The following is a 20,395-nucleotide window of genomic DNA, read 5'->3' as shown; positions in this document are numbered from 1 at the left end:
CTCTCGATTCGCGTCACGTGTTATTCGGTTTCCAGATCGATATCGATGCCGAGGGAACGAATTTCCTTGATCAACACGTTGAAGGACTCGGGCATGCCCGGCTCCATACGGTGATCGCCGTCCACGATGTTTTTGTACATCTTGGTCCGGCCGTTCACATCGTCCGACTTCACTGTGAGCATTTCTTGCAGAGTGTATGCAGCACCGTATGCTTCCAGTGCCCAGACCTCCATCTCCCCGAAACGCTGACCACCGAACTGCGCCTTACCACCCAGCGGCTGCTGGGTAACCAGGCTGTAAGAACCGGTAGAACGAGCATGCATCTTGTCGTCTACCAAGTGGTTCAGCTTCAGCATGTACATGTAGCCAACGGTAACCGGACGCTCGAACTTGTTGCCGGTACGGCCGTCGAACAGCTGCATCTGGCCGCTTTCCGGCAGGTCTGCCAGTTTCAGCATGGCCTTGATTTCGCTTTCCTTGGCACCATCGAACACCGGGGTAGCCATCGGAACGCCGCCGCGCAGGTTCTTCGCCAGATCCAGGATTTCCTGGTCGGAGAAGGTGTCCAGCTCTTCGTTGCGCCCGCCGATCTCGTTGTAGATCTCGTGCAGGAACTTGCGCAGGTCAGCGACCTTGCGCTGCTCTTCGATCATACGGTTGATCTTCTCGCCCAAGCCCTTGGCCGCGAGGCCCAGGTGGGTTTCAAGGATCTGACCAACGTTCATACGCGAAGGTACGCCCAACGGGTTGAGGACCACATCGACCGGGGTGCCATTGGCATCGTGCGGCATGTCTTCAACCGGCATGATCACGGAGACCACACCCTTGTTACCGTGACGACCGGCCATCTTGTCGCCCGGCTGGATGCGGCGACGGATTGCCAGGTAAACCTTGACGATTTTCAGCACGCCTGGAGCCAGGTCATCGCCCTGCTGCAGCTTGCGCTTCTTGTCTTCGAACTTGTCGTCCAGCAGACGGCGGCGATCAACGATGTAGGCCTGGGCCTTCTCGAGCTGCTCGTTCAGAGCATCTTCAGCCATGCGCAGTTTGAACCACTGGCCATGCTCAAGACCGTCGAGGACTTCGTCGGTGATTTCCTGACCTTTCTTCAGGCCGGCGCCGCCTTCGGCTTTGTGGCCGACCAGGGCGGAGCGCAGACGCTCGAAAGTTGCGCCTTCAACGATACGGAACTCTTCGTTCAGGTCCTTGCGGATCTCGTCGAGCTGAGTCTTCTCGATCGACAGTGCACGAGCATCACGCTCAACGCCGTCACGGGTGAAGACCTGTACGTCGATGACAGTACCCTTGGTGCCGGTAGGCACGCGCAGGGAGGTGTCTTTTACGTCGCTGGCTTTTTCACCGAAGATCGCACGCAGCAGTTTTTCTTCCGGAGTCAGTTGGGTCTCGCCTTTCGGAGTGACCTTGCCGACCAGGATGTCGCCCGCGCCTACTTCAGCACCTACGTAAACGATACCGGCTTCGTCCAGCTTGTTCAGTGCAGCCTCACCCACGTTCGGGATGTCCGCAGTGATTTCCTCTGGGCCAAGCTTGGTGTCACGAGCCACGCAGGTCAGTTCCTGGATGTGGATCGTGGTGAAGCGGTCTTCCTGAACCACACGCTCGGACAGGCAGATGGAGTCTTCGAAGTTGAAGCCGTTCCATGCCATGAACGCGATGCGCATGTTCTGACCCAAGGCCAGTTCACCCATATCGGTGGACGGGCCGTCGGCCATGATGTCGCTACGCTGAACCCGATCACCCTTGCTCACCAGCGGACGCTGGTTGATGCAGGTGTTCTGGTTCGAGCGGGTGTATTTGGTCAGGTTGTAGATGTCGACACCGGCTTCGCCAGTTTCAACTTCGTCATCGGCAACACGAACCACGATACGGCTGGCGTCGACGGAGTCGATCACACCGCCACGACGAGCCACGACGCAAACGCCGGAGTCGCGAGCAACGTTGCGCTCCATACCAGTACCAACCAGCGGCTTGTCGGCACGCAGGGTAGGTACAGCCTGACGCTGCATGTTCGAACCCATCAACGCACGGTTGGCGTCGTCGTGCTCGAGGAACGGGATCAGCGACGCTGCAACCGAAACTACCTGCTTCGGCGATACGTCCATCAAGGTGACGTCTTCCGGCGCCTTGACGGTGAACTCGTTCAAGTGACGAACAGCTACCAGCTCGTCGACCAGGACTTTCTTCTCGTTCATCGTGGCAGAAGCCTGGGCGATCACATGATCAGCTTCTTCGATGGCGGACAGGAAAACGATCTCGTCGGTAACCAGGGCGTCTTTCACCACGCGGTACGGGCTTTCAAGGAAGCCGTACTGGTTGGTGCGCGCATAGGCAGCCAGGGAGTTGATCAGACCGATGTTCGGACCTTCCGGCGTTTCGATCGGGCATACACGACCGTAGTGAGTCGGGTGTACGTCACGAACTTCGAAGCCTGCACGCTCACGCGTCAGACCGCCTGGGCCGAGTGCGGAGACACGACGCTTGTGGGTGATCTCGGACAGCGGGTTGTTCTGGTCCATGAACTGGGACAGCTGGCTCGAACCGAAGAACTCCTTCACCGCCGCAGCCACAGGCTTGGCATTGATCAGGTCTTGTGGCATCAGGCCTTCGCTTTCAGCCATCGACAGGCGTTCCTTGACCGCACGCTCTACGCGCACCAGGCCAACACGGAACTGGTTCTCGGCCATTTCGCCTACGCAGCGAACACGACGGTTACCCAGGTGGTCGATGTCATCGACGATGCCCTTGCCGTTACGGATGTCGACCAAGGTCTTGAGGACCGCAACGATGTCATCCTTGTTCAGCACGCCCGAACCTTCGATCTCGGTACGACCGATACGACGGTTGAACTTCATCCGGCCGACCGCAGACAGGTCATAGCGCTCAGGGCTGAAGAACAGGTTGTTGAACAGGGTCTCGGCAGCATCCTTGGTTGGTGGCTCGCCAGGACGCATCATGCGATAGATCTCGACCAAGGCTTCCAACTGGTTGCCGGTGGAGTCGATCTTCAGCGTGTCGGAGATGAACGGACCGCAGTCGATGTCGTTGGTGTACAGGGTCTCGATACGAACGACCTGGGCCTTGACGATTTTCGCCAGGATCTCGACGGTCAGCTCGGTGTTGCACTCAGCGATGATCTCGCCAGTGGCTGGATGCACGATGACCTTGGCCGAAGTGCGACCCAGGACGTAGTCCATCGGCACCTGCAGCTCTTTGATCCCGGCTTTTTCCAGCTGGTTGATGTGGCGAGCGGTAATACGACGACCTTGCTCGACAATAACCTTGCCCTTGTCGTCCTGGATATCGAGGACCGCAATTTCACCGCGCAGGCGCTGAGGCACCAGCTCCAGGCTCAGGTTTTCACCTTGCACATGGAAGACGTTGGTGGTGTAGAACGCGTCCAGTACTTCCTCGGTGGTATAGCCGAGCGCGCGCAGCAGCACCGATGCAGGCAGCTTGCGACGACGGTCGATACGCACGAATACGCAGTCTTTCGGGTCGAACTCGAAATCCAACCACGAACCGCGGTAAGGAATGATGCGCGCGGAGTAGAGCAGTTTGCCGGAGCTGTGCGTCTTGCCACGGTCGTGGTCGAAGAACACGCCCGGAGAACGGTGCAGCTGGGAAACGATTACACGCTCGGTACCGTTGATTACGAAGGTACCGTTTTCAGTCATCAGGGGGATCTCACCCATGTAGACTTCTTGCTCTTTGATGTCCTTGATCGCTTTGTTCGACGATTCTTTGTCGAAAATGATCAGGCGCACTTTTACCCGCAAAGGTACGGCGTAAGTTACACCGCGCAATACGCATTCTTTGACATCAAATGCCGGTTCGCCCAGGCGATAACCGACGTACTCCAGCGCAGCATTGCCGGAGTAGCTGATGATCGGGAAAACGGATTTGAAGGCCGCATGCAGGCCCACGTCGCGGAACTGATCTTTAGTCGCTCCCGCTTGCAAGAATTCACGATACGAATCCAGCTGGATGGCCAGGAGGTACGGCACATCCATGACGTCCGGCAACTTGCTAAAGTCCTTGCGGATACGTTTTTTCTCAGTATATGAGTAAGCCATCAGCGTTCCCCAGCTTGGTCACCTGCTTGTTTGGCCCCTCCCGACGGGAGCAGCCAGAAAATCGTGCAAACCCCATGGTTTGCGCCACCACATCGGGTGGTTACAGCTCGCGATCAGCACCGACCCAGTCGGCTGCCAATAACGGAAAAAGGCCGGTGGCAAGAGCCACCAGCCATCAGCCTGTCGCTTAACGCTCGGGCTGGAGACGCAAAGTCGATGCTTACTTCAGCTCGACTTTAGCGCCTGCTTCTTCCAGAACTGCTTTGGCTTTGTCAGCTGCGTCTTTGGCAACAGCTTCCAGAACCATGGCAGGAGCGCCGTCAACTACAGCCTTGGCTTCTTTCAGGCCCAGACCGGTCAGTTCACGTACTGCCTTGATCACGTTTACTTTCTTCTCGCCAGCTTCGGTCAGCATGACGTTGAATTCGGTTTGCTCTTCAGCAACGGCAGCAGCAACAGCTGGACCAGCGGAAGCAGCAGCAGCGGTAACACCGAATTTTTCTTCGAAAGCTTTGATCAGCTCAACAACTTCCATTACGGACATGTTGGCAACGGCTTCGAGGATGTCGTTTTGAGAGATAGTCATGAAACTAAATTCCTGAATTGGGGGACGGCCTACGCGACCATCGAAATAAACAAAAAACGCGAAAAGAGGTGTCGAGCCTTAGGCTGCGGCAGCTTCTTTCTGGTCGCGCAGTGCCGCCAGGGTACGAGCCAATTTGCTGGTGGCGCCTTGCATCACGCTCATCAGCTGGGAAATTGCTTCGTCACGGGTCGGCAGAGTCGCCAATACGTCGATCTGGTTAGCTGCGAGGAACTTGCCCTCGAACGCAGCTGCCTTAATCTCGAACTTGTCCTGACCTTTGGCGAATTCCTTGAACAAACGGGCAGCAGCGCCAGGATGTTGGGTGGAGAACGCAATCAAGGTCGGGCCGGTGAACACGTCGTTAAGGACACTGTATTCAGTGTCAGCAACAGCGCGCTTGAGCAGGGTGTTACGTACTACACGTACGTAAACGCCAGCTTCACGAGCCTCTTTACGGAGTCCGGTCATAGCGCCTACTGTTACGCCACGGGCATCAGCCACGACAGCGGACAGAGCAGCTTTGGCAGCCTCGTTGACTTCAGCGACGATGGCCTTCTTGTCTTCGAGTTTAATTGCCACGGGTTTAACTCCTGCTTGTTACCGTTTCATCCGATCGAAACCGAATGTCGTTTTGGTGTCTGATTCGGTAAGGAACCGGGAGCACCATCTGCGTAGGCTTGTGGTTTAAGACTTGCGTCGCCTACGGTCTTGGACAGCCCCCGCCAGGCAGGGACCCCAATATGTCGACTGGCGCAATCGCTTGCGCCAACCTTTGTCTTACGCGTCGAGCGAGCTCTGATCAATGATCAGACCTGGGCCCATAGTGGTGCTCAGGGTAACGCGCTTGACGTAGATACCTTTCGAAGAAGCTGGCTTGATGCGCTTCAGATCGGCGATCAGGGCTTCAACGTTTTCCTTCAGCTTGACGGCGTCGAAGCCAATCTTGCCAACGGAAGTGTGGATAATGCCGTTTTTGTCGGTGCGATAACGAACCTGACCAGCCTTGGCGTTCTTGACCGCGGTGGCTACGTCTGGGGTTACGGTGCCGACTTTAGGGTTAGGCATCAGGCCACGTGGACCGAGGATCTGACCCAGCTGGCCTACAACGCGCATGGCATCCGGGGATGCGATCACGACGTCATAGTTCAGGTCGCCGCCTTTCATTTCAGCAGCCAGATCGTCCATGCCTACGCGATCAGCACCAGCAGCCAGAGCAGCTTCAGCTGCTGGACCCTGGGTGAACACGGCAACGCGAACGGTCTTGCCAGTGCCGTGTGGCAGCACGGTAGCGCTACGTACGACCTGGTCGGATTTACGTGGGTCAACGCCCAGGTTCACAGCAACGTCGAACGACTCGCTGAACTTGACAGTCGACAGCTCAGCCAGCAGAGCGGCGGCATCTACAAAGTTGTAGGCCTTGCCAGCTTCGATTTTGCCGGCGATAGCCTTTTGACGCTTGGTCAGCTTAGCCATTACACACCCTCCACGTTAAGGCCCATGCTACGAGCAGAACCGGCGATAGTACGCACGGCTGCATCCATATCAGCTGCAGTCAGATCCGCGTTTTTGGTTTTCGCGATTTCTTCCAGCTGAGCACGGGTAACGGTGCCAACCTTAACGGTGTTTGGACGAGCGGAACCGCTGGTCAAACCTGCAGCCTTCTTCAGCAGAACCGAAGCAGGGGTGCTTTTTGTTTCGAAAGTGAAGCTACGGTCGCTGTAGACAGTGATGATCACTGGAGTCGGCAGACCTGGCTCAAGACCCTGAGTACGGGCGTTGAAGGCCTTGCAGAATTCCATGATGTTCACGCCGTGCTGACCCAGAGCAGGACCAACAGGTGGGCTTGGGTTAGCCTGAGCGGCCTTCACTTGCAGCTTGATGTAAGCGGTAATCTTCTTGGCCATGAGGCACTCCAATTACGGGTTCGAACGCCTCGAAAGGCTCCCCGGTTGCTTGCGCGTTTATCCCAGTGACGACAAAACCCCACAGCCTTGGGCTGCGGGGTTGGGATGCCTGTTCGATCAGACCTTTTCGACCTGACTGAACTCCAGCTCTACCGGAGTAGAGCGACCGAAAATGAGCACTGCCACTTGGATCCGGCTCTTTTCGTAGTTAACTTCTTCAACCGTGCCGTTGAAATCAGCGAATGGACCGTCGGTGACACGTACAACCTCACCTGGTTCAAACAACGTTTTCGGCTTCGGCTTGTCGCTACCATCAGCGACGCGACGCAGAATCGCTTCCGCCTCTTTATCGGTGATCGGCGCAGGCTTGTCGGCGGTACCGCCAATGAAGCCCATCACACGAGGGGTATCCTTGACCAAGTGCCAAGTCCCTTCGTTCATATCCATCTGTACCAGCACATAGCCCGGAAAGAACTTACGTTCGCTTTTGCGTTTCTGGCCATTACGCATTTCAACCACTTCTTCAGTGGGAACCAGAATCTCGCCAAAGCCATCTTCCATGCCAGCCAGCTTCACACGCTCTATCAGCGAGCGCATAACATGCTTCTCGTAACCCGAGTAAGCATGCACAACGTACCAACGCTTAGCCACGGGACACCCTTAGCCAACAATCAAGGAAACAAGCCAGCCGAGCAGGGAATCGAGCCCCCACAACAGCAACGCCATTACCAGAACAACAGCCACAACGATCAACGTGGTCTGCGTGGTTTCTTGGCGAGTCGGCCATACGACTTTACGAATCTCGGTGCGAGCTTCCTTAGCGAGTACAAAGAAAGACTTGCCCTTGGCTGTCTGCAGGCCTACAAAGGCAGCTACAGCAGCAATAGCAAGCAATGCAAGTACGCGGTACAGGATCGGCGAAGCAGAAAAATACTGATTGCCAACAACGCCAACAACTACCAAAGCGACTACCACTAGCCACTTGAGCAGATCGAAGCGAGAGCCTTGAGCTTCAGCTTTAGGAGTCATCTATGAAGATCCTGTGAAAAGAAAGCCAGACACACCGAGTGAATCTGGCAGGTCAGGAGGGAATCGAACCCCCAACCTACGGTTTTGGAGACCGTCGCTCTGCCAATTGAGCTACTGACCTAAAACAAAATCAGGCCGACCATTATGCCGGCCCGAAAAAGACATTACAACTGTTTACTCGATGACTTTGGCTACGACACCGGCGCCGACGGTACGACCGCCTTCACGGATAGCGAAACGCAGGCCGTCTTCCATTGCGATGGTCTTGATCAAGGTAACAGTCATCTGAATGTTGTCACCTGGCATTACCATTTCAACGCCTTCTGGCAGCTCGCAGTTACCAGTCACGTCAGTTGTACGGAAGTAGAACTGTGGACGGTAGCCTTTGAAAAACGGAGTGTGACGACCGCCTTCTTCCTTGCTCAGAACGTAGACTTCTGCGGTGAACTTGGTGTGCGGCTTGACGGTGCCTGGCTTGACCAGAACCTGGCCACGCTCAACGTCGTCACGCTTGGTGCCGCGCAGCAGCACGCCGCAGTTCTCGCCAGCACGACCTTCGTCGAGCAGCTTGCGGAACATTTCAACGCCGGTGCAGGTAGTTTTCTGAGTGTCGCGCAGACCGACGATCTCAACTTCTTCCTGGATACGGACGATGCCACGCTCAACACGACCAGTCACAACAGTACCGCGACCGGAGATCGAGAATACGTCTTCGATTGGCATCAGGAACGGCTTGTCGATAGCACGCTCTGGCTCTGGGATGTAGCTGTCCAGAGTTTCCACCAGCTTCTTGACAGCAGTGGTGCCCATTTCGTTGTCGTCTTGGCCGTTCAGAGCCATCAGAGCCGAACCGATGATGATTGGAGTGTCATCACCTGGGAAGTCGTAAGTGCTCAGCAGGTCGCGCACTTCCATCTCAACCAGTTCCAGCAGCTCAGCGTCGTCAACCATGTCAGCCTTGTTCAGGAAGACAACGATGTACGGAACGCCTACCTGACGGGACAGCAGGATGTGCTCACGGGTTTGTGGCATCGGACCATCGGCGGCCGAGCAAACCAGGATCGCGCCGTCCATCTGGGCAGCACCGGTGATCATGTTTTTTACGTAGTCGGCGTGACCTGGGCAGTCAACGTGCGCGTAGTGACGCACAGCCGAATCGTATTCAACGTGAGCGGTGTTGATGGTGATACCGCGAGCTTTTTCTTCCGGGGCGCTGTCGATCTTGTCGAAGTCAACCTTGGCCGAACCGAAAACTTCGGAGCAGACACGGGTCAGAGCAGCGGTCAGCGTGGTTTTACCGTGGTCGACGTGACCAATGGTGCCAACGTTGACGTGCGGCTTATTACGTTCGAACTTTTCCTTAGCCATCGAAATCACCCCTAGGAGAAGAATTTAGCGAGTCACACAAGCCATTAAAACAAAGGCAGATATTTTCATATCTGCCTTGTTATATGGAGCTCTTGAGCGGATTTGAACCGCTGACCTCACCCTTACCAAGGGTGTGCTCTACCAACTGAGCTACAAGAGCAAAACACTTTGCACAACCTGCAAACTTGGAGCGGGTAGCGGGAATCGAACCCGCATCATCAGCTTGGAAGGCTGAGGTTCTACCACTAAACTATACCCGCGGAGCTTGCAGCTCACGCTAAAAATGGTGGAGGGGGAAGGATTCGAACCTTCGAAGTCGTAGACGTCAGATTTACAGTCTGATCCCTTTGGCCGCTCGGGAACCCCTCCTAAGCGAGCCGGCATTCTATATCATGCCAGCCTTCTGTCAAGCATTTTCTCATTAAAAACCTGAGGTTAGCTGCGTTGACGTCGCTTCGTATCGCTTACCCTTAAAGGTCTTCGCTGCGAAGCGGGCGCCATTCTATGCAAACTACCCTGCGGGTGCAACCCCTTCGCATGGCATTATTTTATGTTTTAACTCATTGAATTCTTTAGAAAGGTTTTGAAGCAGTGTTTCATTTACCTTTCCCGCGCTTTCCTGGGGAACCTGGACCCAGAAGCCACCCCCCTCAGGAACATTCGGCGAGCTCGGTGCTACCGAACGACCTGCAATGCCTGAGGCAGCCAGACGCTGCTCCAACTGCCTGGCCAGCTCCGGACGGACAAAACCACCTAAGTAGACACAGTTTTTGGAGGCCTCACCTGGCCTGCCTGAATCACGCCTGACAAGCGCATCAGCAGTTTCACTCAAGAGATGAATATCCTGTTGCGAACCGCGATACAAACTCAACGGCGTGACATCCTTGGCGCGAAGCGGGGCTTCCTGCTGGTGCCAGACGTAATAGAAGACATTTAAAACCAGCAATAGTAGAAACAGCCACCGCATAGAAACCTCAAGACAAAGGACAAGCCATCGCCAAACCGACAAAAACGAGATCTGGGACCACCTTGGCATCGGGAACAACCCCGGATACCAGATTGGCATCCCCCCCCGTAAGAAACACTACGAAATCCTTTCCCCAATATTGCCGCGCCAATTCAAGCTGAGTCAGCACAAACCCTCTGAGCATCAACATGCAACCGCGCTCCACCGCCTCGACAGTCGCACGACCTGGAGCGAGGCTCTCATGGGCGCGCTCGGCTGCTATATCGTCATAGCGGATTTTACGCGTGTGGGTGCGCAATTGATTACGCATCAAAGGCATACCTGGGCAAATGAACCCTCCGAGATGTCCGCCATCCGCAGCCACAAAGTCAGCCGTAACAGCAGTACCAAAATCAAGGACCAGGCATGCCCCCGAAGCGAGATGGAACCCACCAAGCAAGGCCAGCCATCGATCGAGCCCCAATCGCTCGTAATCTTCGTAGCCATTTCGCACACCCGCCATTTCCCGCGCAGGCACCGCGAGAACTACCGACACCCCGAACGACTCAACCAGCGAAGCGACCAACGAATCCGTCTCCGCCTGGGTCCTTACACTAACAAGACGACATTTATTGAGCTGGAATTTCTCGGCATCACTCAGGCTCGCCAGCAGATCGCTATCGGAGCTGACCACGCCACCCCCGACTGGCGTCACCCCGTCAGGACGAAGAACGCGCCACTTGATGAAGCTATTGCCGCAGTCGAGCTCAAGAATCATCACGCAACCTCAAACCGAGCTCACCGCCGCTAAAGTTCTTTTCCACACCATCTACCTTCAAACGCAACGCACCCTGATGATCAATGCCCAGCACAATACCGTCGACCTTATTAACACCAGCAATCAGAGATACAGCTCGCCCCTGCCAAAGATGATACTGCTCCCACTCCGACTGAAGCGCTGCAAATCCTGACGCATGATGAAGCTCCAGATATCGCTGCAGCTTCGCACCCAATCGTGCCACCAGCTCATTTCGATCGTAACTCCTGCCAGCCTCAAGACACATCGAAGTCCATTGCTGGTCGACCTCGTCAGTCGATTGCATGTTCACGTTAATCCCGACACCTAGGACAACATGGCAAACGTCTGCAGGATCTCCCACCAATTCGAGCAAAATACCGGCGATTTTTTTCTCACCCACCAAGACATCATTGGGCCATTTCAACCCCGCCGCTGCGATCCCCATATCACGCAAGACATGCATGACCGCCAGCCCGACGACCAGGCTCAGCCCTTCGAGCTGCCGCATACCGCCGTCAATGCGCAACACCAGACTGTGATAGAGATTTTCAGCAAACGGACTGACCCACTTACGACCTCGACGGCCGCGACCCGCAACCTGTCGCTCAGCCAGGACCAAGAAAGGTGCCACCCCACCACGCTCGATGAGACGCAACGCCTCGGCGTTGGTGGAGTCGATAGAGTCGAATAAATGGACAGGCCATTCACCAAGGCCTTTTTTGCAAATCTCTGCCGCGTCCAAAAGCAATAGGGGCTTAGCCAACTGATACCCCTTACCCCGGACCTTATGAACAGACAATCCTAAATCCGCCTCCAAGTGCTGCAACTGCTTCCATACAGCACTGCGACTGATGCCCAGTGCAACACCCAGCGCCTGCCCCGAATGAAAGCGGCCATCCTTCAGAAGTTTTAGCAACGTGAGCATGCGGACTGCGCCCTGATAATGAGGCCCGCATGATAGCCATGCGCAAGACGGTTGCATAGAAACACAAAATTACTTTCCTGCGGGCAAAACAAAACCCCTACCTGCGTCAGCAGATAGGGGTTTCGGAATTTAATCTTGACGATGACCTACTCTCACATGGGGAAACCCCACACTACCATCGGCGATGCATCGTTTCACTTCTGAGTTCGGGATGGGATCAGGTGGTTCCAATGCTCTATGGTCGTCAAGAAATTCGGGTACTGAGTCGTGGCCTCGTGGCCTCGCTTCAGCAAATTGGGTATGTGACAGCTTTCGGTGTTTGGTGAGTTTCGAACTTTCGGTTCATCTCGTCTTCACACACCGCAATCTGGCCTCTTTCGAGTCTACAGATTGCTTGGGTGTTATATGGTCAAGCCTCACGGGCAATTAGTACAGGTTAGCTCAACGCCTCACAGCGCTTACACACCCTGCCTATCAACGTCGTAGTCTTCGACGGCCCTTCAGGGGACTCAAGGTCCCAGTGAGATCTCATCTTGAGGCAAGTTTCCCGCTTAGATGCTTTCAGCGGTTATCTTTTCCGAACATAGCTACCCGGCAATGCCACTGGCGTGACAACCGGAACACCAGAGGTTCGTCCACTCCGGTCCTCTCGTACTAGGAGCAGCCCCTCTCAAATCTCAAACGTCCACGGCAGATAGGGACCGAACTGTCTCACGACGTTCTAAACCCAGCTCGCGTACCACTTTAAATGGCGAACAGCCATACCCTTGGGACCGGCTTCAGCCCCAGGATGTGATGAGCCGACATCGAGGTGCCAAACACCGCCGTCGATATGAACTCTTGGGCGGTATCAGCCTGTTATCCCCGGAGTACCTTTTATCCGTTGAGCGATGGCCCTTCCATACAGAACCACCGGATCACTAAGACCTACTTTCGTACCTGCTCGACGTGTCTGTCTCGCAGTCAAGCGCGCTTTTGCCTTTATACTCTACGACCGATTTCCGACCGGTCTGAGCGCACCTTCGTACTCCTCCGTTACTCTTTAGGAGGAGACCGCCCCAGTCAAACTACCCACCATACACTGTCCTCGATCCGGATAACGGACCTGAGTTAGAACCTCAAAGTTGCCAGGGTGGTATTTCAAGGATGGCTCCACGCAGACTGGCGTCCACGCTTCAAAGCCTCCCACCTATCCTACACAAGCAAATTCAAAGTCCAGTGCAAAGCTATAGTAAAGGTTCACGGGGTCTTTCCGTCTAGCCGCGGATACACTGCATCTTCACAGCGATTTCAATTTCACTGAGTCTCGGGTGGAGACAGCGCCGCCATCGTTACGCCATTCGTGCAGGTCGGAACTTACCCGACAAGGAATTTCGCTACCTTAGGACCGTTATAGTTACGGCCGCCGTTTACCGGGGCTTCGATCAAGAGCTTCGCGTTAGCTAACCCCATCAATTAACCTTCCGGCACCGGGCAGGCGTCACACCCTATACGTCCACTTTCGTGTTTGCAGAGTGCTGTGTTTTTAATAAACAGTCGCAGCGGCCTGGTATCTTCGACCGGCGTGGGCTTACGCAGCAAGTGCTTCACCCTCACCGGCGCACCTTCTCCCGAAGTTACGGTGCCATTTTGCCTAGTTCCTTCACCCGAGTTCTCTCAAGCGCCTTGGTATTCTCTACCCAACCACCTGTGTCGGTTTGGGGTACGGTTCCTGGTTACCTGAAGCTTAGAAGCTTTTCTTGGAAGCATGGCATCAACCACTTCGTCACCCAAAGGGTAACTCGTCATCAGCTCTCGGCCTTGAAACCCCGGATTTACCTAAGATTTCAGCCTACCACCTTAAACTTGGACAACCAACGCCAAGCTGGCCTAGCCTTCTCCGTCCCTCCATCGCAATAACCAGAAGTACAGGAATATTAACCTGTTTTCCATCGACTACGCTTTTCAGCCTCGCCTTAGGGACCGACTAACCCTGCGTCGATTAACGTTGCGCAGGAAACCTTGGTCTTTCGGCGTGGGTGTTTTTCACACCCATTGTCGTTACTCATGTCAGCATTCGCACTTCTGATACCTCCAGCAAGCTTCTCAACTCACCTTCACAGGCTTACAGAACGCTCCTCTACCGCATCACTTACGTGATACCCGTAGCTTCGGTGTATGGTTTGAGCCCCGTTACATCTTCCGCGCAGGCCGACTCGACTAGTGAGCTATTACGCTTTCTTTAAAGGGTGGCTGCTTCTAAGCCAACCTCCTAGCTGTCTAAGCCTTCCCACATCGTTTCCCACTTAACCATAACTTTGGGACCTTAGCTGACGGTCTGGGTTGTTTCCCTTTTCACGACGGACGTTAGCACCCGCCGTGTGTCTCCCATGCTCGGCACTTGTAGGTATTCGGAGTTTGCATCGGTTTGGTAAGTCGGGATGACCCCCTAGCCGAAACAGTGCTCTACCCCCTACAGTGATACATGAGGCGCTACCTAAATAGCTTTCGAGGAGAACCAGCTATCTCCGAGCTTGATTAGCCTTTCACTCCGATCCACAGGTCATCCGCTAACTTTTCAACGGTAGTCGGTTCGGTCCTCCAGTCAGTGTTACCTAACCTTCAACCTGCCCATGGATAGATCGCCCGGTTTCGGGTCTATTCCCAGCGACTAGACGCCCTATTAAGACTCGCTTTCGCTACGCCTCCCCTATTCGGTTAAGCTCGCCACTGAAAATAAGTCGCTGACCCATTATACAAAAGGTACGCAGTCACCCAACAAAGTGGGCTCCCACTGCTTGTACGCATACGGTTTCAGGATCTATTTCACTCCCCTCTCCGGGGTTCTTTTCGCCTTTCCCTCACGGTACTAGTTCACTATCGGTCAGTCAGTAGTATTTAGCCTTGGAGGATGGTCCCCCCATATTCAGACAAAGTTTCTCGTGCTCCGTCCTACTCGATTTCACTTCTAAGATCCTTTCGCGTACAGGGCTATCACCCACTATGGCCGCACTTTCCAGAGCGTTCCGCTAAAATCAAAGAAGCTTAAGGGCTAGTCCCCGTTCGCTCGCCACTACTAAGGGAATCTCGGTTGATTTCTTTTCCTCAGGGTACTTAGATGTTTCAGTTCCCCTGGTTCGCCTCTTGCACCTATGTATTCAGTACAAGATAACCATCTTATGATGGCTGGGTTCCCCCATTCAGACATCTCCGGATCAAAGTCTGTTTGCCGACTCCCCGAAGCTTTTCGCAGGCTACCACGTCTTTCATCGCCTCTGACTGCCAAGGCATCCACCGTATGCGCTTCTTCACTTGACCATATAACCCCAAGCAATCTGGTTATACTGTGAAGACGACATTCGCCGAAAATTCGAACTTCTCAATTAAGAGAACTCACAAATTTTACCTTAGCCTGATCCGTTACCAGTGAAAGTAACGTTCAGTCTATCTTTCTATCACATACCCAAATTTTTAAAGAACGAACTAGTCAAAGACTAGAAATCAACATTCACCATCGAACCGATGGAATGCTCATTTCTAAGCTTTATACAATCGAAGCAGTAGTGGTGGAGCCAAGCGGGATCGAACCGCTGACCTCCTGCGTGCAAGGCAGGCGCTCTCCCAGCTGAGCTATGGCCCCGTATTTCTACAGGCGTTTCCCACACAAAATTGGTGGGTCTGGGCAGATTCGAACTGCCGACCTCACCCTTATCAGGGGTGCGCTCTAACCAACTGAGCTACAGACCCAATTCCGGGCTGCTTCTTTCGTCTTCTTCAATGAATCAAGCAATTCGTGTGGGAGCTCATGAAGCAGCTGCGGTCGTCGATTAAGGAGGTGATCCAGCCGCAGGTTCCCCTACGGCTACCTTGTTACGACTTCACCCCAGTCATGAATCACACCGTGGTAACCGTCCCCCCGAAGGTTAGACTAGCTACTTCTGGTGCAACCCACTCCCATGGTGTGACGGGCGGTGTGTACAAGGCCCGGGAACGTATTCACCGCGACATTCTGATTCGCGATTACTAGCGATTCCGACTTCACGCAGTCGAGTTGCAGACTGCGATCCGGACTACGATCGGTTTTGTGGGATTAGCTCCACCTCGCGGCTTGGCAACCCTCTGTACCGACCATTGTAGCACGTGTGTAGCCCAGGCCGTAAGGGCCATGATGACTTGACGTCATCCCCACCTTCCTCCGGTTTGTCACCGGCAGTCTCCTTAGAGTGCCCACCATAACGTGCTGGTAACTAAGGACAAGGGTTGCGCTCGTTACGGGACTTAACCCAACATCTCACGACACGAGCTGACGACAGCCATGCAGCACCTGTCTCAATGTTCCCGAAGGCACCAATCCATCTCTGGAAAGTTCATTGGATGTCAAGGCCTGGTAAGGTTCTTCGCGTTGCTTCGAATTAAACCACATGCTCCACCGCTTGTGCGGGCCCCCGTCAATTCATTTGAGTTTTAACCTTGCGGCCGTACTCCCCAGGCGGTCAACTTAATGCGTTAGCTGCGCCACTAAGAGCTCAAGGCTCCCAACGGCTAGTTGACATCGTTTACGGCGTGGACTACCAGGGTATCTAATCCTGTTTGCTCCCCACGCTTTCGCACCTCAGTGTCAGTATCAGTCCAGGTGGTCGCCTTCGCCACTGGTGTTCCTTCCTATATCTACGCATTTCACCGCTACACAGGAAATTCCACCACCCTCTACCATACTCTAGCTCGACAGTTTTGAATGCAGTTCCCAGGTTGAGCCCGGGGATTTCACATCCAACTTAACGAACCACCTACGCGCGCTTTACGCCCAGTAATTCCGATTAACGCTTGCACCCTCTGTATTACCGCGGCTGCTGGCACAGAGTTAGCCGGTGCTTATTCTGTCGGTAACGTCAAAACACTAACGTATTAGGTTAATGCCCTTCCTCCCAACTTAAAGTGCTTTACAATCCGAAGACCTTCTTCACACACGCGGCATGGCTGGATCAGGCTTTCGCCCATTGTCCAATATTCCCCACTGCTGCCTCCCGTAGGAGTCTGGACCGTGTCTCAGTTCCAGTGTGACTGATCATCCTCTCAGACCAGTTACGGATCGTCGCCTTGGTGAGCCATTACCTCACCAACTAGCTAATCCGACCTAGGCTCATCTGATAGCGCAAGGCCCGAAGGTCCCCTGCTTTCTCCCGTAGGACGTATGCGGTATTAGCGTCCGTTTCCGAGCGTTATCCCCCACTACCAGGCAGATTCCTAGGCATTACTCACCCGTCCGCCGCTCTCAAGAGGTGCAAGCACCTCTCTACCGCTCGACTTGCATGTGTTAGGCCTGCCGCCAGCGTTCAATCTGAGCCATGATCAAACTCTTCAGTTCAAACATCTTTGGGTTTTGAGAAAACCCTAAACTTGGCTCAGCAATCGTTGGTTACATCTTTGATTTCTCGCGGAGCAACTTGTGATGCTGATAATCTGTTGACTAGCAGTCTGACTCCACAAGCACCCACACGAATTGCTTGATTCAGTTGTTAAAGAGCGGTGGGTTGAGCCTTTCGTCTCAACCGAGGCGCGCATTCTACAGCGCCCCGTGTATCTGTCAAGCGGTTATTTTAAGAAGTTTTCAAAGTTTCGCTTGGAAATCCTTAACAACTTCAACCACTTGCGCTTTCGATCTCTCGTTAGCGGGAGGCGAATTCTACAGCGTTGTTCGCTGCTGTCAACACCTCTTTTTCACCGCTTTCGACCGAGAGGATCGAATCGCCAATAGAGCCAAACAACACCGCTCTATCAACTCCTTCAACGCTTCGATGAACTGAAGCGCCTGACCTATCGAAACCTACTTAACTCATTGAAACTCAAGGAGTTTTCCGTTTCGACTGCGCCGGAAGTGGGGCGAATTATAGACACCTGGAATCTGCCGTCAACCGTTATTTTCAGCTTTACTCAGATTTCAGCGTGATACGTGCGAAAGCTTTCTTGCCGGCCTGGCATACATGAGTGGACCCCAGCTCATATATATAGGTGCGATCTACAACCTCACCATCTATACGCACGCCACCCGAACCCAACAGATCTCGCGCCACTGCCGCATTCTTGACCAAGCCTGCTTTATTAAGAACCGCCGCAATCGGCATATTCTCAACAGCAGTCAGCTCGATCTCTGGCAGATCATCCGGCAGCTCACCGTCCTTCATACGATTACCCGCCGCACGATGAGCACTGGCCGCAGCCTCCTCACCATGGAAACGAGCAACGATCTCCTCAGCCAACTTGATCTTGATGTCCCGTGGATTGGCGCCCGCCTCTACGTCGGCACGGAACGCATTGATCTCATCCATGGACCGGAAGCTCAACAGCTCAAAGTAACGCCACATCAGCACATCGGGAATGGAAACCAGTTTGCTGTACATGACGCCCGGCGCTTCCTGGATACCTACGTAGTTGCCCAGCGATTTGGACATCTTCTTCACGCCATCCAGACCTTCAAGCAATGGCATGGTCAGAATGCACTGCGCCTCCTGACCATAACCACGCTGCAGCTCACGCCCCATCAACAGGTTGAACTTCTGGTCGGTACCACCGAGCTCTACGTCGGCACGCAACGCAACCGAGTCATAGCCCTGCACCAGCGGATAGAGGAACTCATGAATGGCGATGGGCTGATTGGTCGTATAACGCTTGTCGAAATCATCGCGTTCGAGCATGCGAGCCACAGTGTACTGAGACGTCAGGCGAATGAAATCCGCTGGCCCCATCTGATCCATCCAAGTGGAGTTGAACGCCACTTCGGTCTTGGCCGGATCAAGAATCTTGAAAACCTGAGTCTTGTAGGTCTCGGCGTTATCGAGAACCTGCTCGCGGGTCAGGGGTGGGCGCGTAGCACTCTTCCCGCTCGGATCACCGATCATGCCGGTGAAGTCCCCGATAAGGAAGATGACCTGATGCCCCAGATCCTGGAACTGGCGCAGCTTATTAATAAGCACGGTATGACCCAGGTGCAGATCGGGCGCCGTCGGATCGAAGCCAGCCTTGATACGCAGCGGCTGCCCGCGCTTGAGCTTTTCGATCAGCTCGGACTCGACCAACAGTTCTTCCGCACCACGTTTGATCAGCGCTAGCTGCTCTTCAACCGACTTCATAACAGACCCGTAAGGCTCAGATTCAAAGGGCCCCAACCATACAAGATCGCGCACCAAATACAAGGTTTGCCCGGCGCACGGACGCCGATCCACAGAACAGAGCGTTCGCGGGCTTGCTTCGCAGGGGTTTTGGTTATATTTTATACAGTTATTTCATCTTCATCATGTCATTCATCTTTTCCAATTCATTTTTTTCAAAAGTCAAAATTACCTATGACCACAGAACCGTCTAAAGCGCCGCCGCTTTACCCGAAGACCCACCTGCTTGCCGCCAGTGGCATCGCAGCCCTCCTAAGCCTGGCGCTGCTGGTGTTTCCCTCCAGCGATGTTGAAGCCAAAAAGACGACTCTGAGTCTTGAACTGGAAAGTCCTGCTGAACAACTGACACAAGAACAAGACGCCGCCGAAGCCGTTCAAGCCACAAACGAGCCGGCCGCCTCTCCATTCGCGCAGATTGAAAATAGCCCGGAAGACGCTGCCACGGCCGCCGCCCAGGCAGAAGCGCCCGCAGCAGCAGAAGAAAAGAAAGGGCCTGACCATCGTGAAGTGATTGTCGCCAAAGGCGACACACTTTCCACTCTCTTCGAAAAGGTTGGCCTGCCCTCCACCTCGGTCCATGAGGTCCTGGCCAGCGACAAGCAAGCCAAGCAATTCACTCAACTGCAACGTGGTCAGAAACTGGAGTTCGAACTCAACCCAGATGGCCAGCTGACCAACCTGCACACCAAGCTGAGCGACCTGGAAAGCATCACCCTGACCAAGAATGACAAGGGTTATGTGTTCAACCGCGTCACGGCAAAGCCCACCGTCCGATCAGCCTACGTCCATGGCGTCATAAACAGCTCATTGTCCCAGTCGGCAGCGCGCGCGGGGCTCTCCCATAGCCTGACCATGGACATGGCCAGCGTATTTGGCTACGACATCGACTTTGCCCAGGATATTCGCCAGGGCGACGAATTCGACGTCATCTACGAACAGAAAGTGGTCAACGGGAAGAGCGTCGGTAACGGCCCGATTCTTTCCGCGCGTTTTACCAACCGCGGCAAGACCTACACTGCGGTGCGCTACACCAACAAGCAGGGCAACAGCAGCTACTACACCGCCGACGGAAACAGCATGCGCAAGGCATTCATCCGTACGCCGGTGGATTTCGCCCGCATCAGTTCGAAGTTCTCCGCCGGTCGCAAGCATCCGATCCTGAACAAGATTCGCGCCCACAAAGGTGTCGATTACGCCGCCCCCCGTGGCACACCGATCAAGGCGGCCGGCGACGGCAAGGTCTTGCTGGCCGGACGTCGCGGCGGTTATGGCAACACCGTGATCATCCAGCACGGCAATACCTACCGTACGCTGTATGGCCACATGCAAGGCTTCGCCAAGGGTGTGAAGACGGGAGGCACTGTCAAGCAAGGCCAGGTTATTGGATATATCGGCACCACCGGCCTGTCCACCGGCCCACACTTGCATTATGAATTCCAAGTCAACGGCGTCCATGTCGATCCGCTCGGCCAGAAATTGCCGATGGCCGACCCGATCGCCAAGGCCGAGCGTGCGCGCTTCCTGGCCCAAAGCCAGCCATTGATGGCTCGCATGGATCAAGAAAAAGCCACCATGCTGGCTTCGAGCAAGCGCTAAGCA

Annotated in this window: 13 protein-coding genes, 6 tRNA genes and 3 rRNA genes; 1 reads left to right on the top strand and 21 read right to left on the bottom strand. The window is 54.5% G+C overall.

What is annotated here, in order from left to right; genetic code table 11:
• Positions 1-20: 20 nt before the first annotated feature.
• The 21 genes from rpoB to tyrS form a co-directional block, all read right to left on the bottom strand.
• Complete coding sequence (gene rpoB / locus AB4N42_RS06275) at positions 21-4,094, bottom strand: DNA-directed RNA polymerase subunit beta (protein ID WP_198796653.1); 4,074 nt, start codon at positions 4,092-4,094, stop codon at positions 21-23.
• A gap of 220 nt (positions 4,095-4,314) precedes the next feature.
• Positions 4,315-4,680, bottom strand: coding sequence for a 50S ribosomal protein L7/L12 (gene rplL / locus AB4N42_RS06270; RefSeq protein ID WP_030138519.1), 366 nt, complete (start codon positions 4,678-4,680; stop codon positions 4,315-4,317).
• A gap of 78 nt (positions 4,681-4,758) precedes the next feature.
• Entirely contained in the window at positions 4,759-5,259 is a 501-nt protein-coding gene (rplJ, locus tag AB4N42_RS06265; RefSeq protein ID WP_030138520.1) for a 50S ribosomal protein L10, read from the bottom strand.
• A 198-nt stretch (positions 5,260-5,457) separates the two neighbouring features.
• A complete protein-coding gene (rplA, locus tag AB4N42_RS06260) occupies positions 5,458-6,153 on the bottom strand; it encodes a 50S ribosomal protein L1 (RefSeq protein ID WP_030138521.1) in 696 nt (231 codons plus the stop codon).
• Complete coding sequence (gene rplK / locus AB4N42_RS06255) at positions 6,153-6,584, bottom strand: 50S ribosomal protein L11 (protein WP_003176435.1); 432 nt, start codon at positions 6,582-6,584, stop codon at positions 6,153-6,155. The genes rplA and rplK overlap by 1 nt, the downstream gene beginning before the upstream one ends.
• Positions 6,585-6,701: 117 nt before the next feature.
• Positions 6,702-7,235, bottom strand: a complete 534-nt coding sequence (gene nusG / locus AB4N42_RS06250; protein ID WP_010443972.1) for a transcription termination/antitermination protein NusG — start codon at positions 7,233-7,235, stop codon at positions 6,702-6,704.
• A 9-nt stretch (positions 7,236-7,244) separates the two neighbouring features.
• Complete coding sequence (secE, locus tag AB4N42_RS06245; protein WP_024776457.1) at positions 7,245-7,613, bottom strand: preprotein translocase subunit SecE; 369 nt, start codon at positions 7,611-7,613, stop codon at positions 7,245-7,247.
• A 45-nt stretch (positions 7,614-7,658) separates the two neighbouring features.
• A tRNA-Trp gene (locus AB4N42_RS06240) sits at positions 7,659-7,734 on the bottom strand.
• Positions 7,735-7,787: 53 nt separating this feature from the next.
• Positions 7,788-8,981: an elongation factor Tu gene (gene tuf / locus AB4N42_RS06235; protein WP_003186103.1), complete on the bottom strand. Its 1,194-nt coding sequence runs from the start codon at positions 8,979-8,981 to the stop codon at positions 7,788-7,790.
• 84 nt (positions 8,982-9,065) lie between these two features.
• A tRNA-Thr gene (locus AB4N42_RS06230) sits at positions 9,066-9,141 on the bottom strand.
• A 26-nt stretch (positions 9,142-9,167) separates the two neighbouring features.
• A tRNA-Gly gene (locus AB4N42_RS06225) sits at positions 9,168-9,241 on the bottom strand.
• A 24-nt stretch (positions 9,242-9,265) separates the two neighbouring features.
• Positions 9,266-9,350: transfer RNA gene (locus AB4N42_RS06220), tRNA-Tyr, on the bottom strand.
• Between the two features lie 142 nt (positions 9,351-9,492).
• Positions 9,493-9,948, bottom strand: a complete 456-nt coding sequence (locus tag AB4N42_RS06215; protein ID WP_198796652.1) for a hypothetical protein — start codon at positions 9,946-9,948, stop codon at positions 9,493-9,495.
• 7 nt (positions 9,949-9,955) lie between these two features.
• Entirely contained in the window at positions 9,956-10,705 is a 750-nt protein-coding gene (locus AB4N42_RS06210; protein WP_460115977.1) for a pantothenate kinase, read from the bottom strand.
• Positions 10,695-11,651 carry a bifunctional biotin--[acetyl-CoA-carboxylase] ligase/biotin operon repressor BirA gene (gene birA, locus AB4N42_RS06205; protein ID WP_460115976.1) on the bottom strand — a complete coding sequence of 319 codons (957 nt, stop codon included), beginning with the start codon at positions 11,649-11,651 and terminating at the stop codon, positions 10,695-10,697. The genes AB4N42_RS06210 and birA overlap by 11 nt, the downstream gene beginning before the upstream one ends.
• 133 nt (positions 11,652-11,784) lie before the next feature.
• Positions 11,785-11,900, bottom strand: a 5S ribosomal RNA gene (gene rrf, locus AB4N42_RS06200).
• 156 nt (positions 11,901-12,056) lie between these two features.
• Positions 12,057-14,948, bottom strand: a 23S ribosomal RNA gene (locus tag AB4N42_RS06195).
• Positions 14,949-15,194: 246 nt separating this feature from the next.
• Positions 15,195-15,270: transfer RNA gene (locus AB4N42_RS06190), tRNA-Ala, on the bottom strand.
• A 30-nt stretch (positions 15,271-15,300) separates the two neighbouring features.
• Positions 15,301-15,377: transfer RNA gene (locus tag AB4N42_RS06185), tRNA-Ile, on the bottom strand.
• A gap of 81 nt (positions 15,378-15,458) precedes the next feature.
• Positions 15,459-16,995 (bottom strand): 16S ribosomal RNA (locus AB4N42_RS06180).
• Together the 16S, 23S and 5S rRNA genes with 2 tRNA genes alongside form the textbook arrangement of a ribosomal RNA operon.
• A gap of 562 nt (positions 16,996-17,557) precedes the next feature.
• Positions 17,558-18,757, bottom strand: a complete 1,200-nt coding sequence (gene tyrS / locus AB4N42_RS06175; protein WP_030139194.1) for a tyrosine--tRNA ligase — start codon at positions 18,755-18,757, stop codon at positions 17,558-17,560.
• 213 nt (positions 18,758-18,970) lie between these two features.
• On the opposite strand from tyrS, the gene AB4N42_RS06170 reads away from it, so the two are divergent.
• Positions 18,971-20,392, top strand: a complete 1,422-nt coding sequence (locus AB4N42_RS06170) for a peptidoglycan DD-metalloendopeptidase family protein (protein ID WP_460115975.1) — start codon at positions 18,971-18,973, stop codon at positions 20,390-20,392.
• The last annotated feature ends 3 nt before the right edge of the window (positions 20,393-20,395 follow it).

It is taken from the genome of Pseudomonas sp. H2_D02, assembly GCF_054677635.1.
This window is presented reverse-complemented; position numbering and strand designations above follow the sequence as displayed.

Excerpts from the sequence above, each read along its gene's own strand:
- AB4N42_RS06215 (WP_198796652.1), bottom strand. The coding sequence starts at position 9,948 with ATGCGGTGGCTGTTTCTACTATTGCTGGTTTTAAATGTCTTCTATTAC.
- rplA (WP_030138521.1), bottom strand. The coding sequence starts at position 6,153 with ATGGCTAAGCTGACCAAGCGTCAAAAGGCTATCGCCGGCAAAATCGAA.
- tuf (WP_003186103.1), bottom strand. The coding sequence starts at position 8,981 with ATGGCTAAGGAAAAGTTCGAACGTAATAAGCCGCACGTCAACGTTGGC.
- secE (WP_024776457.1), bottom strand. The coding sequence starts at position 7,613 with ATGACTCCTAAAGCTGAAGCTCAAGGCTCTCGCTTCGATCTGCTCAAG.
- AB4N42_RS06210 (WP_460115977.1), bottom strand. The coding sequence starts at position 10,705 with ATGATTCTTGAGCTCGACTGCGGCAATAGCTTCATCAAGTGGCGCGTT.
- rplL (WP_030138519.1), bottom strand. The coding sequence starts at position 4,680 with ATGACTATCTCTCAAAACGACATCCTCGAAGCCGTTGCCAACATGTCC.
- birA (WP_460115976.1), bottom strand. The coding sequence starts at position 11,651 with ATGCTCACGTTGCTAAAACTTCTGAAGGATGGCCGCTTTCATTCGGGG.
- AB4N42_RS06170 (WP_460115975.1), top strand. The coding sequence starts at position 18,971 with ATGACCACAGAACCGTCTAAAGCGCCGCCGCTTTACCCGAAGACCCAC.
- rplK (WP_003176435.1), bottom strand. The coding sequence starts at position 6,584 with ATGGCCAAGAAGATTACCGCTTACATCAAGCTGCAAGTGAAGGCCGCT.
- rpoB (WP_198796653.1), bottom strand. The coding sequence starts at position 4,094 with ATGGCTTACTCATATACTGAGAAAAAACGTATCCGCAAGGACTTTAGC.
- tyrS (WP_030139194.1), bottom strand. The coding sequence starts at position 18,757 with ATGAAGTCGGTTGAAGAGCAGCTAGCGCTGATCAAACGTGGTGCGGAA.